Raw genomic sequence first — 12,906 nt, forward strand, 5'->3', positions numbered from 1 at the left:
ATCACACCACATCTTCGGTCGCCCCCGGCAGCGATTGCTGCAAATCCGCCATCTTCTGCGGATCATGCGGCACCAGAAATCCGCTGCGGGTCTGTGGCAGGCGAACGCCGTTGCGCTGAATCTCACGGTGCCACCAGTCTGCTGCTGTCCCGACAGCGCGGGCCTCTGCCGGCATCTGCTCCCGATGCCACCAATGGGCACACATCGCCTGCCAGGTTTTAGCGACGCGCTGCTTGTCTGTGATCCGAAGCGCCACCTCCGTATCCCAGCGCATTGATCGCCCATTCATATTGGCGGATCCGATCATCGCAAAACTATTATCTGCAATCAGAACCTTGCTGTGCACATAGATCACGGGTGACCCTGCCAGCACCGATGGCGCTTCGCGGTCCGCCAGAAACGGCTGGACGGGGCTTGCGATTGTAGCCCGGTCGCCGAAGGCGGTCTGCACTGTCTCCAGAGCCTGCCCCTGCAACGCCATGCCATAGCGCGCATCCAAATCGCGATTACCCTCAAACGCCACATCATCTGGCAGCGCCGGCAAAACCAATATCAGCGAAAGATCCGGATTGCGTTTGGCGGCGGCGGCCAGGCCATCGGCCAGCACGCTGGACCTCAGAAACTGGGTCTCCAGATAGATCAGACGTTCCGCCCGTTCAAAGGCGGCCAGATAATCCTCTTCGATCTCGCGCAGGACCGTTCGGGGCGACACCGCCCAGAACCCAAAGCGGCGCGGCGCGGAAATCGTGCGCCGAATGAGCTGCCCCTCTGGCGGGGTTTCTTTGCCTGCGACATAGCGCTGAAAATGACGCAGGTAATGGGCCGCCTCCCGCGCTTCGGGGCCGCTGACCAGCAGCTGCACATCCGCCCAGGTCTCCTGCGATGGCAGATCATGTTTCAGCGTGTCGCGGCGCCGGTCATTCAGATCCAGCCCCCCAACATACAGAAGACGTTCATCAATCACCGCCAGTTTCTGGTGATGGGTCACCGGGCGGACCTCTGGTAGAACCTCATCGCCCGGGGCATCCTCCGACAGAGTGGACTGGCCGTAGTCGGGGATCTGCGTCTTCTTCATCTTGACAAAGGGGCCAAAGGCCAGGCGCGGCAGAAGGCCGGCACGCGCCGGGTGCATCGCCCCCTCGACCTGCAGATGTCCCACCGGATCATCGGTGGCGCGACGGGCCACCCGCGCGGCGATATCCTGCGCCTGCGCCACGCTGCGCTTGGTCATCTGGTGCAGTTCCGGCCCCATGACCGGATCAAAATCGCTGATCACCAGATGAAAATCGACACCCCGCGCCACCACATGTTCAACCAGATCGGCCCATGTCTTGCCAATGGCACAGGCTTCGGGGCTGAGCAAAGCGGTCGAGAAATCGAAAATACGGAAACTGGCACGCACTTCTTTTTTCGCGCCCAGCACTGCGCGTTCAAACGCAGGCCACGCCTGCGCCGCCGTCACCAGAACCTCAAAAACCTCTGGATCGCTCGCGTCATCCGGTATGTCGGAGGTCCGCATTGTCATTTGCACCCTTTTGTTCCGCAAGCGCTGCTGCTGCGGTGTCATCACTACGCGGAAAAACAACCTCGTAGGTAAATTCGGTCTCAGTCTCGGTGACCTTCGCATCACCATTAAGCTGGGCGACAAAGGCCTTGATCAGCCGCGCGCCGAGCCCGCTGGTGAAGTGACGGTCTTCATGTGTCATCCCGGACTGCGGATCCAACACATTGTGAATCGTGAGACGGCACATACCGCCTTTCTCTTCGCCGAAGAAGACCTGAACCACCCGTCGTCCGTCCTCAGCCGCACCTGCGTATCTGACCGCATTGGTTAGCGCCTCAGCAACCAGCATGGAGAGGTTTACCGCATCATCCTGATTGAGGGGAACCGTCTCCAGTTTGGTTTCAATGGACACAGCTGCATCAGACCCAAGCGACATGGCCGCAACTTCTTTTGCCAGGGCGGTGACCAATTCAGCCGCATCGACGGTTGTGACGTCTGGGTTTGTGTTCAGGGAGCGGTGGATCGCTGCCAGTCCACGCACTCGGCGCTGGAGCTGTGCCAGCACTGTGCGTGCCTCATCTGAACGCGCAGAGCGGGCCTGCATATTCATGATGGAGGCGATCAGTTGGAGATTGTTCTTCACCCGGTGATGGATCTCGCGCAGGAGAATTGTTTTCTCGCGCAGATCGATTTCACGGCGTTCCTCCGCTTTGCTGAGGATCAGAACCATCCGGTTGAAGGACTGCTGCGCCTCGGCGAATTCACGTGGTGGGTTGGTCAGTTCCAGTTGCGCCTGTTTACGCTCACCCAAGGCATAGCGCCGCATTGCCGTTCGCAGATCGCTGAGGTGACGGATGACCAGACGGTGCAGGCCAAAAACCCCGACAACCATACCCGCCAGCCACATCAACACCGGAAAGGCCAGTGTGAAGACCCAACCGCCCGCGCCGGTGGCCATCTTGGCCTGCGCAGCCGGCCAGCTGCCCACAACCGCGATCTGCCCCGGAATAATATCACTCACTGCAAAGAAACGTTCTTCCCCCGCGTTTGACACCGCGAAAAAAGTCTCACCGGATCGTGCCATCAGCTCCTTACGCACCGAAGTCTGGGGCAGGATCAACCCAGCCTCGGACCGAGGTTCGGACGCAGACAGCACCTCCCCCTCCTCATTGATCGTGGCAAAGCGGATCCCCTCCAGTTTCCAGTCATCGGTGAAAAAACTGCTGGTCAGCCGGTTTGGAATCGCCAGAACAAGATAGCCAATCACCCGGCCCGCCTCTTCGATTGGACGTGTGAGGGACAGCTCAAACCCATCGCTGCCGTCAAGATTGCGGCCAACGCCATAAGATGGCGCGCGCCGGGACAGCGCGCGTTGAAAGATCGGTGTGTCGGCGATGCTGGCCTGCCTCCCGCCCGAACTGCAGACTGGCTGCCCATCAGGTCGAAACAGGCCCGCAAAGGAATAAGCCGCAGTCTCCGCCACAAACGACGTCATCACCGCATTACAAGCCTCGGGTCGGTCGCTGAGAGGGAGGGCGACCGCGCTAAGCGCCTCCGCAGCGCCATTGGTGCGCTGCAGAAGTTCACGCTCTGCCAAGGCTGCATGTTCCGCGCGCGCCAGAATGGCGACGCGCGACAATCTGGCCGCCTCGTCTATCACCGAATAGGTCTGATAGATGGCAATCATGCCCAGCGGCAACAGGGCCAAGGTCATGAGAGCGGCGAGCCTGAAAAACAGGCCGCCGGCCAGTGCCCGCCCCAACGCCATGTTACGCCACGCTTTGCTGCGATACGATGCCAGCAGTGACGGTATCCGTCAGCTCCATCGGCTCATCTTCGTCAAGGTTCATCAGCTCTGCCAGACGCGCACGCCCGCGATTGACGCGGCTCTTGATCGTGCCAACCTTGACGCCGCAGGTTTCCGCCGCTTCCTCATAGGAGAAACCGCCTGCACCAACCAGCACCAGTGCCTCGCGCTGCTCATCGTTCAGCTGTTCAAAGGCCGCGTTGAAATCGCGCATGTTGAGGCGCCCGTCGTGGTCGGGTTTCTGTGACAGCTGTTCAGAAAGAACACCATCGGCGTCTTCAACCTCACGGCGACGCTTGCGGCGCAGGGAGTAATATGTGTTGCGCAGGATCGTGAAGAGCCAGGCCCGCATGTTGGAGCCTTCCTCGAATTTCTCGATATTGGTCCAGGCCTTCACCAACGTGTCCTGTACCAGATCATCGGCCATCGCCGTGTTGCGGGTCAGGCTGATGGCAAAGGCGCGCATCGCACCAAGGTGGTTGACCAGCTCGTCTCTTGGATCACTCATTGGTGTCACCCGCGCCATTGCCCGAGGATTTCGCTGGCTCTGAACCCTTTGCCTTGAGCTGATCCAGCAGGTTGGCGAAGCGATCAGGAATAGGTTCGGAGGCCAACGTATCGAAGGCCTTCTTGAGATTGCTATCGATCTCTCGCTCGACCGCATCGCTGCGTGTTTCGGTTGCCTTGTGCTTTTCCATACGATCCAACTATATTTTTTACGCACACTCTGGAACCAAACGCGGTCACCGGGCGTATGGTTCCATATGTATTCAGAAAAAAAGGGACATATCAAATGACCGCCCCGACGGGAGAAGTTCTTGCTAATCAGATTGGGTCTAACCTGCCGTTTCTGCGTCGTTACGCCCGTGCGCTGACAGGCAGCCAGACCAGCGGTGACACCTATGCCCTTGCCACTCTGGAGGCGATCTTGGCCGAGCCTGATCGTTTTGAGCCGGAGCTGAAGGCCAAGGTGGCCCTCTTTCGCGCCTTCCACATCATCTGGAGTTCCAGCGGCGCCCCGGTGGAACTGGATGAGCCGGACAGCGGGCTGGAGACCCAAGCGCAGAAGCATTTGCGCAGGCTCACGCCCAACACCCGCGAGGCGCTGCTGCTGCACACCATTGAGGACTTTAGCACCGCAGAAGTGGGCCAGGTCATGGATATCAGCGCCACAGAAGCGGGAGAACTGGTCAAGATCGCCTATCAGGAAATGTCAAAATCCACCTCCGGCCGCATTATGATCATTGAGGATGAAGCAATCATCTCCATGGATCTTGAAGGGATTGTGTCGGATATGGGCCATCTCGTTACAGGTATTGCCCGCACAGAAGATGCCGCGCTGAAACTCGCGCAGCAGGAGACCCCCGACCTTATCCTGTCGGATATCCAATTGGCAGACAATTCCAGCGGCATCGACGCGGTGAACAAGATATTGGCAGCGCATGTTGACTGCCCGGTCATTTTCATCACCGCCTTCCCTGAACGGTTGCTGACTGGTGAGGGGCCAGAGCCTGCGTTCCTGATCTCGAAACCCTATACTGAGGATCAGGTCCGTTCAGCTGTCAGCCAGGCGATGTTCTTCTCTTCGACCGAGACGCTCAAAGCCTAGTCAACGACCAACGCTTTATCTGTGATAGCCGCCTGAAATCAGGCGGCTATTTTTTTGAGTATTTATGGAAAGGTGACAGGCTGTCAGCGGCCAGTCTAGGCGGTGTTACCCTTTTGAAATGGCACGCAGCATCCAAGCCGCCTGTTCATGAAATGCTGAACGCGCGGTGGCCAGATCTTCGGTCACGATGTCTTTGCGATCGCCAGCCAGCTCAGCCAGAGCGTGCAGCCGGTGCGCCACGCGCTCATGACTATGGGCAAGATCTTCGACCATTTCCGCTGCCGTCAGCCCACCAGGTTTGTCCTCCAGCTTCGACCGGCCCACGATATCGGCAAGGCTGGACGGCGCCAGATGTCCCAGAGCTCGGATTCTTTCGGCCAGATCGTCGGCAGCAGCAAACATATTTTCATATTGTTCTTCGGTCAGCTTATGAACCGAATAGAACGCCGGACCTTCGACATTCCAGTGATAGGCGTGAGTTTTGAATACAAGGCGGTAGGTGTCAGCCAGCACGTCGGCAATGCCACTGGCAATTACAGATGTGTCGCGGACACCGGTGGCAACATCGTCGCGGCTGGGCACAACTGAAAGCGCTTCGCTCATTTCATTGTCTCCTTTAACTGTGTCGTTATCGTTGACCCAACGTATGTCGGTAGCTGAGGTTCCATATTTTCTAGACCCTGTTTTGATCCGCCCGGCGACCGCCGCGAAACATTGAACTGATACGAAAAACGGGCGGAAGTCAGCACCTCCGCCCGTCTGTGTCAGGTCCGGATCCAAGATCTGCATATTACCTGCCCCTGATCACCCGAACGACCATCGCGATGGCGAACAAAATGAGAAATACAAAGAACAGGATCTGGGCGATCCCCGCAGAGGCCGACGCAACCCCGCCAAAGCCAAACAGGCCAGCGATGACTGCGACGACAAAGAATAACAATGCCCAATAAAGCATGGCCGCCTCCTTCATATCGTGTTGCGCTGTGATACCTGCCCAACTCAGGTCGCGCGGCGATAGTTCCATGGAACCTTCGCCGCATTCTGACGTTGAGAGGGGGAAAGGAGATTTCATCATGGCCGCGACCCAGACACAGACTGAGACGAAAAAATCACCCGCAGCGCGCCGCGCCGGGGGGAACAAAGCCGAGGAGACACAACCGATCGCCGAGAAGGTGAAAGAGGTTGGTGAGCAGCTTGAGGACATGGCAGTGCGCAATGCACAGGCCGTCCGCGAGATTGCCAGCGACGGCGCCAAGACCGCATCTGAAGCCGTCAGCGATCTGGCGGGCCAGAGCGAGGATTTCGTGAAAAAGAACCCTGCTCTGGCTGTGGCAGGCGCACTGGGCGTCGGCGTGCTGATTGGTTTGGCGGTGCGCAACCGCTACTAATCCAGTTCGCGACGATCGGATAGAAGGGGGGCCTGTCGGCCTCCCTTTTTCTACGTCAAGGGACCTTAGGGCATGATGAACCGCCCAGCGGCAGCCGTCAGGTGAATTTACGGAACAGCCGCGTGGTATCGAAAATTGTGTCCAGCTTCTCGTAACGGGCGCGGGTCTCGTCCCAGCGCTCCTCCTGCGCGGCAGAGATCATCGCCTCCAGCAGCATCATTGTCGAGATGTTGGAATCCCAGGCTGACGGGATTTCCACCCAGCAGTTGAACGTCTGTGCCGCCACCGATCCGATGGGGCTCGACCATTGATCGGTGATCAAGATCACCTGCACGCCACGTTCCGAGGCCAGTTCAGCCAGCCGCTGCAGATTGGTTTCATAGCGGCGTACATCGAACATCAGCAGCGTGTCACCTTCAACCATATCCAACACGTAGTGGGGCCAAGTTGCCGATGAGGACGTCATATGCGTGACCCGCTGTCGGATCGCCTGAAAATGGGTGAACGCATAATCCGCAAGCGCCCGCGTGATACGACCACCAACCACATACAGCCGGCCCTCGGTATCGGCCAACTGGCGGACGGCGGCGTCAAATTGCTCTGAGTCGACATTGGAAAACGTCTGACTGAGGTTGTCTGTCACCGCCTGTGCAAATCTGTTCAGCAGATGCCCTTCCGGCGCCTCAGACGCCCAGTTCGCCCGGCGTTGGGTTGGCCCGGATCCTTTGGCCTCCAACTCCTTCAGCAAGGCTTGATGAAACTGCGGATACCCTTTGAAACCAAGCTTTTGCACCATCCGCGCCACGGTCGGCGTCGAGACGTCAGCATTGGCCGCAACAATGGTGATGGAGGCCAGACCGGCGGCTGGGTAATTCGCCAGCAAGGCGTTGGCAAATTTGCGTTCCGCCTGCGTCAGGCTCGCATATTGCTCCCGGATGAGTTCGCGCACGGTGGCGGGCGGTTTTGTCACAGTCCGGCTATCCCTCTGCTTTGCCTGCAATTTAAGCACAGCTCCGAAACAAGAGCCATTCAAATCGCAGGCCCTCAAACTGGTGCTGAAAAGATATTGACACAAAAAGTCGTACGTGAAAACATTTTTCCAAAATCAGGGAGTACCCAATGTCACTGAGCGATTCCAACGCTCCATCTGCCGCCTCGCCAGATCTGCCCAACCGGGCGGTGGAGGTCTGGAATGCGACTGGAACCGGCGCGGTGCTGGTGCTGTGCGAACATGCCAGCAACCACATCCCGGCCCGATACGAGGGGCTTGGCCTGTCAGAGGAAGATCGCAGCAGTCACGCGGCCTGGGATCCCGGTGCATTGGCAGTAGCCAAGGGCCTGTCGGCGGCGCTGGACGCGCCATTGGTTGCAAGCTGCGTGTCGCGACTGGTCTATGACTGCAACCGCCCCCCCGAAGCCCCAAGCGCCATGCCCGCCAAATCGGAACTGATCGAGGTGCCGGGCAACCGCGATCTGGATGCAGCGGCGCGGGCAGAACGGGTGGCAACCGTCTACGACCCTTTCTGCGCGGCTGTGGCCAAGGTGATTGCAGATCGCAAGGCTGCTGGTCGTGAGACGATGCTGGTCACCGTCCACAGCTTCACGCCGGTCTACTACGGCAGCCCGCGCAGTGTCGAAATCGGCATTCTGCACGATGATGATACGCGGCTGGCGGACGCGATGCTGGACGCGGCACCTGCGCTGCCGCACCGCCAGGTTGAGCGCAATGCGCCTTATGGTCCGCAGGACGGCGTCACCCATTCCCTGGTGCTGCATGGCCAAGACAACGGTCTGGCAAATGTGATGATCGAGATCCGCAACGATCTGCTGCGCACCCCCGAACAGGAAACCACCATGACCGAAGAGTTGCTGTGCCTGCTGCGCCCGGCGCTTGCGACCCTCGTCACCAAGGGGGCCGCCAATGCCTAGAGCCATCAAAAGCTACGTGCGCGCCATTGATGCGATGAACCGGCTGATTGGCCGCTTTGCCATGTATCTGATCTTTGTGCTGGTGGGCGTTTTGCTGTGGTCGTCGATCTCCAAGACCTTCTTCAACCCCTCGCTCTGGACGTTGGAGACCGCGCAGTTTGTCATGGTTGCCTATTATATTCTGGGTGGGCCTTACTCGATCCAGATGGGCAGCAACGTCCGTATGGATCTATTCTACGGGTCCTGGTCGCTGAAAACCAAAGCATGGGTGGACGCCTTCACCGTGCTGTTCCTGATGATCTATCTGAGCGTGCTCTTTTACGGGGCCATCAGCTCCACCGCCTATTCGCTGGGCTATTTCGGGCTGGAGCCATTTCAATTCTTTGGCGACCTTCTGATGACCCTCGTGACCGAAGGTCTGGATGCTGCCAGTGCCAAGCTCGGCTATCTGGAACGCAGCTCTACCGCCTGGCGCCCCTTCATGTGGCCCATCAAAACCATCCTCTGTTTCGGCGTCTTTCTGATGCTGCTGCAATGCCTTGCTGAATTGTTCCGTGATCTCGGACGCCTTCGCGGAGACGACTTCTAATGTCCTATGAACTCATCGCCATTATGATGTTTGCCGGCATGATGCTGATGCTGATGACCGGTCAGCGCGTGTTTGGCGCCATCGGATTTGTCGGCGCCGTTGCGGGTCTCCTGCTCTGGGGTACGGGCGGCAGCGAGATTCCGTTTTCAGCAGCCATGAAACTGATGAAGTGGTATCCGCTGCTGACACTGCCGATGTTCATTTTCATGGGCTATGTGCTGTCGGAATCCAAGATTGCCGATGATCTCTACCGGATGTTCCACGTGTGGATGGGACCCGTCAAAGGCGGGCTTGCCATTGGCACCATCGGCCTGATGGTCCTGATTTCCGCGATGAACGGCCTGTCGGTGGCGGGTATGGCAATCGGTGCCACCATTGCGCTGCCCGAACTGTTACGCCGGGGCTATGACAAAACCCTTGTGACCGGCACCATTCAGGCCGGATCATCCCTGGGCATTCTGGTGCCACCCTCGGTGGTGCTGGTTCTCTATGCGATGATCGCGCGCCAGCCTGTCGGGCAGCTCTGGCTGGCCGGTGTGGTACCGGGGCTTCTGATGGCGACGATGTTCATCATCTACATCTATCTGCGCGCCCGCATGCAGCCCGAGCTTGGCCCGGCGATGAGCCCTGAGGATCTGGCCGAATACGAACGCATCAGCGATCATCCGTTGCGGCTGAACTATGTCGTGCTGGCACTGCTGGTGCTGGTGCCGCTGGTGGTAAAACTGGGTATCATCGAGGCAAAGCCCGTAATCGGCGTGGCGCTGGTCGGGTCTGTTCTGGCCTTTGTGACCCGCGGCATTCCTGCCTTCTATCACGATGTCTTCATGCGTGAAAAATATCGCCTGCTGTTCTCCGGCGTGCTGCCGCTGGCGATTTTTGCCGCGATGATGGTGCCCTTTGTCAATGGCTGGACCTCGCTGGTCGAAAGCTCTGCCATCGGAGCCATGACCGCCTTTATCGCCGCGATCCTCAAGGGGCGCATGAACAAGGAGGTGTTTGAAACCTCTGTGCGCTCCACACTCGGCATCTCCTGCATGTTCATGTGGATCATCCTGGCCGCCCTTGGCTTTGGCGCGATCTTTGATGGTCTGGGTGCGGTGAAGGCGATCGAGGATCTGTTCACCACGCAGCTGGGGCTGTCGCCCTGGATGATCCTGATCCTGATGCAGCTGAGCTTCATCGTGATGGGTACATTCCTTGATGACACGGCGATGCTGGTAATTGTGGCGCCACTTTACGTGCCGCTGGTGGGCGCGCTGGGGTTCGATCTGATCTGGTACGGTGTGCTCTATACCATCACCACCCAGATCGCCTATATGACGCCGCCCTTCGGCTATAACCTGTTCCTGATGCGGGCGATGGCGCCGCCAGAGATCGGGCTTAAGGATATTTATGTCTCAATCATCCCCTTTGCGGCCGTGATGGTCGTGGCCCTGGCTTTGGTGATGATCTTCCCGCAGATCGCCCTGTGGCTGCCGGAATATGTTTACGGAAAATAACCCTCAGAAGAGCCCCGCAAGGGGGCCGGAATTTCAACATGGAGAAGAGATATGACGACAAGACGTAAGTTTATTCAGACTGCCGGTGTCGGTGCCCTCGCGGCTCCGCTGGCCACCCCTGCACTGGCCCAATCCAAAATCACATGGCGGATGCAGACCTATGCCGGTGCGGCGCTGGCCGAACATGTGGTGAAACCCGCCATCGACATGTTCAACAAGATCGCGGGCGACCGTATGCAGATCGAGCTTTATTATGCCGATCAGCTGGTCCCCACCGGCGAATTGTTCCGCGCTATGCAGCGTGGCACCATCGATGCGGTGCAGTCCGATGATGACTCGATGGCCTCCCCGACCGATGTGACGGTCTTTGGCGGTTATTTCCCCTTTGCCTCGCGCTACTCGCTCGACGTGCCGGTCCTGTTCAACAAATATGGGCTGAATGAGATCTGGGACGAAGAATATTCCAAGGTCGGCGTCAAGCACATCTCCGCCGGCGCTTGGGATCCCTGCCACTTTGCCACCAAGGATCCAATCCGCAGCCTTGCCGATCTGAAAGGCAAGCGCGTCTTTACCTTCCCGACCGCTGGCCGCTTCCTCAGCCAGTTCGGCGTGGTGCCTGTCACCCTGCCGTGGGAAGACATCGAAGTCGCCATGCAGACCGGTGAACTCGATGGGATCGCATGGTCCGGCATCACCGAGGATTACACCGTCGGCTGGGCAGATGTGACCAACTACTTCCTGACCAACAACATCTCCGGTGCCTGGGCTGGGTCCTTCTTTGCCAATCAGGGCCGCTGGAACGAGCTGCCGGAAGATCTGCAGACCCTGTTCCGCGTCTGCTGTGACCAGTCGCATTATTACCGCCAGTGGTGGTATTGGGGCGGCGAAGCAGACCTGCGCGTCAACGGCCCGAAGATGGAGCTGACCTCAATCCCCGATGAAGAATGGGCAACGGTTGAGGAAGCCGCCTACAAGTTCTGGGATGAGATCGCCGCCGAAAGCCCGACCAAGGCGCGTGTTGTCGAAATCATCAAGAAGTACAACGCAGACATGCAGAAAGCCGGACGCCCCTACCGCTACGGCTAAGTCTACCGTCCAAAAACCGGAGTTTGGCCCGCATGCGGTGGGCCAAACTCCTTTCAAAGGAATTTGCCAAACTTTTTTGTCAAAAAGTTCTGGCCTCAAAACGCAAAGGGCTGCTCATGCTCTCCTTCGACACTCTTGCTGACCAGGTTTCTGCTGGCAGCGTTGACACTGTTCTGGTCTGCCTTGTGGACATGCAGGGGCGGCTGATGGGCAAGCGTTTCCACGCCAAGCATTTTGTGAATGGCGCCTGGGAAGAGACCCATTGCTGCAACTATCTTCTGGCCACCGATCTGGCGATGGCGACACCGGATGGCTATGCGTCGACCAGCTGGGAAAACGGCTATGGCGACTACGTCATGAAGCCGGATCTGGCAACTTTGCGCCCGGTGCCCTGGCTCGAAGGCACCGTGATGGTGCTTTGCGATGTGCTGGATCACCACGCCCACGAAGAGGTCCCCCATTCCCCCCGCGCCATCCTGAAGCGTCAGGTGAACCGTCTCAAGGAGATGGGGTTTGACGCGATGTGCGCCACCGAGCTGGAGTTTTTCCTCTTCGAGAAGAGCTTCGATGCGATCCGTAAGTCAGGCTTCCGCGATCTGGAGCCGATCTCGGGCTATAATGAGGACTACAGCATCCTGCAGACCTCCCGCGAGGAGCATGTGCTGCGCCCGATCCGCAACCATCTGTGGGACGCGGGCCTGCCAATCGAAAACTCCAAGGGCGAAGCAGAGACCGGTCAGGAAGAGCTGAACATCAAATACGCCGCGGCGATGGACACCGCCACCTATCACACCATCGCCAAACATGCGGTGAAGGAAATCGCCCAGCAGCAGGGCCATGCAGTGACCTTCCTGCCGAAATGGAGCCACGACAAGGTCGGCTCCTCCTCCCATGTGCATCAGTCGTTGTGGCAAGACGGCAAACCCGCCTTCTTTGACGAGAGCGATGAGCTGGGCATGTCGGCGCTGATGAAGAATTACATGGCGGGATTGCTGAAATACGCACCCGATTACACCTCCTTCATGGCGCCCTATATCAACAGCTACAAACGCTTCATGAAGGGCACCTTTGCCCCGACCCGGATCATCTGGTCGGTGGACAACCGCACGGCGGGCTATCGTCTGTGCGGTGTCGGCAGCAAAGCCATCCGCGTCGAATGTCGCATTCCGGGCTCGGACATGAACCCCTATCTGGCGATCGCAGGCATGCTGGCCGCGGGTATTGCGGGCATCGAGGAAGGCCTGGAGCTGCAAGCCCCCACCAAGGGCGATGTCTATCAGGGCGACACCGGCATGATCCCAGGCACGCTGCGGGATGCGGCTGTGGCACTCAAAGGCTCGGCCATGTTGCGGGCTGCAATGGGCGATGACGTGGTGGATCACTACGTGCGCGCCGCCGAAGTGGAAATCGAGGATTTCGAGCGGATCGTGACCGATTACGAGATTGCCCGCGGGTTCGAGCGCGCCTGAGGCGCGCAGAGCCTTCGGCGAGA

General features: G+C 58.7%; 14 protein-coding genes. 7 read left to right on the top strand and 7 right to left on the bottom strand.

The genetic code is table 11. The annotated features are described in order from the left end of the window. Window position 1: 1 nt before the first annotated feature. Genes D1820_RS08240 through D1820_RS08255 form a run of 4 tightly spaced genes read right to left on the bottom strand, consistent with a single transcriptional unit; the run spans window position 2 to window position 4,009 of the window. Entirely contained in the window at window positions 2-1,519 is a 1,518-nt protein-coding gene (locus D1820_RS08240) for a phospholipase D-like domain-containing protein (protein WP_118068498.1), read from the bottom strand. Then, window positions 1,494-3,218 carry a sensor histidine kinase gene (locus D1820_RS08245; RefSeq protein ID WP_254683386.1) on the bottom strand — a complete coding sequence of 575 codons (1,725 nt, stop codon included), beginning with the start codon at window positions 3,216-3,218 and terminating at the stop codon, window positions 1,494-1,496. The genes D1820_RS08240 and D1820_RS08245 overlap by 26 nt, the downstream gene beginning before the upstream one ends. A 55-nt stretch (window positions 3,219-3,273) precedes the next feature. After that, window positions 3,274-3,819, bottom strand: coding sequence for an RNA polymerase sigma factor (locus D1820_RS08250; RefSeq protein ID WP_118068500.1), 546 nt, complete (start codon window positions 3,817-3,819; stop codon window positions 3,274-3,276). Continuing rightward, a complete protein-coding gene (locus D1820_RS08255; RefSeq protein ID WP_027246372.1) occupies window positions 3,812-4,009 on the bottom strand; it encodes a NepR family anti-sigma factor in 198 nt (65 codons plus the stop codon). Before D1820_RS08255 ends, D1820_RS08250 begins: the two co-directional genes overlap by 8 nt. 95 nt (window positions 4,010-4,104) lie before the next feature. Between D1820_RS08255 and D1820_RS08260 the strand changes: the two genes are divergently transcribed. Next, window positions 4,105-4,920 carry a response regulator gene (locus D1820_RS08260; protein WP_118068501.1) on the top strand — a complete coding sequence of 272 codons (816 nt, stop codon included), beginning with the start codon at window positions 4,105-4,107 and terminating at the stop codon, window positions 4,918-4,920. Between the two features lie 105 nt (window positions 4,921-5,025). Here the strand turns inward: D1820_RS08260 and D1820_RS08265 are convergent, their stop codons facing one another. Continuing rightward, window positions 5,026-5,523, bottom strand: a complete 498-nt coding sequence (locus D1820_RS08265; protein WP_024096209.1) for a Dps family protein — start codon at window positions 5,521-5,523, stop codon at window positions 5,026-5,028. A 187-nt stretch (window positions 5,524-5,710) separates the two neighbouring features. Continuing rightward, entirely contained in the window at window positions 5,711-5,875 is a 165-nt protein-coding gene (locus D1820_RS08270) for a DUF1328 domain-containing protein (protein ID WP_024096208.1), read from the bottom strand. Between the two features lie 118 nt (window positions 5,876-5,993). Here D1820_RS08270 and D1820_RS08275 point away from each other — a divergent pair, with 118 nt between their 5' ends. Next, window positions 5,994-6,308, top strand: a complete 315-nt coding sequence (locus tag D1820_RS08275; protein WP_118068502.1) for a hypothetical protein — start codon at window positions 5,994-5,996, stop codon at window positions 6,306-6,308. A 97-nt stretch (window positions 6,309-6,405) separates the two neighbouring features. Here D1820_RS08275 and D1820_RS08280 read toward each other — a convergent pair whose 3' ends face one another. After that, window positions 6,406-7,278, bottom strand: coding sequence for a MurR/RpiR family transcriptional regulator (locus tag D1820_RS08280; RefSeq protein WP_096872266.1), 873 nt, complete (start codon window positions 7,276-7,278; stop codon window positions 6,406-6,408). 149 nt (window positions 7,279-7,427) lie between these two features. Between D1820_RS08280 and D1820_RS08285 the strand changes: the two genes are divergently transcribed. From D1820_RS08285 to D1820_RS08305, 5 genes are all read left to right on the top strand, one after another. Then, window positions 7,428-8,237 carry an N-formylglutamate amidohydrolase gene (locus D1820_RS08285; protein WP_118068503.1) on the top strand — a complete coding sequence of 270 codons (810 nt, stop codon included), beginning with the start codon at window positions 7,428-7,430 and terminating at the stop codon, window positions 8,235-8,237. Then, window positions 8,230-8,826 carry a TRAP transporter small permease subunit gene (locus D1820_RS08290; protein ID WP_118068504.1) on the top strand — a complete coding sequence of 199 codons (597 nt, stop codon included), beginning with the start codon at window positions 8,230-8,232 and terminating at the stop codon, window positions 8,824-8,826. The genes D1820_RS08285 and D1820_RS08290 overlap by 8 nt, the downstream gene beginning before the upstream one ends. Further along, window positions 8,826-10,328 carry a TRAP transporter large permease subunit gene (locus D1820_RS08295; RefSeq protein ID WP_118068505.1) on the top strand — a complete coding sequence of 501 codons (1,503 nt, stop codon included), beginning with the start codon at window positions 8,826-8,828 and terminating at the stop codon, window positions 10,326-10,328. The genes D1820_RS08290 and D1820_RS08295 overlap by 1 nt, the downstream gene beginning before the upstream one ends. Before the next feature lie 51 nt (window positions 10,329-10,379). Further along, entirely contained in the window at window positions 10,380-11,414 is a 1,035-nt protein-coding gene (locus D1820_RS08300) for a TRAP transporter substrate-binding protein (protein WP_024096202.1), read from the top strand. Between the two features lie 116 nt (window positions 11,415-11,530). Then, a complete protein-coding gene (locus tag D1820_RS08305; protein WP_118070109.1) occupies window positions 11,531-12,883 on the top strand; it encodes a glutamine synthetase family protein in 1,353 nt (450 codons plus the stop codon). The last annotated feature ends 23 nt before the right edge of the window (window positions 12,884-12,906 follow it).

Origin of the sequence: Phaeobacter sp. LSS9, assembly GCF_003443595.1 — a bacterium.
GTDB classification, from domain to species: Bacteria; Pseudomonadota; Alphaproteobacteria; order Rhodobacterales; family Rhodobacteraceae; genus Phaeobacter; species Phaeobacter piscinae.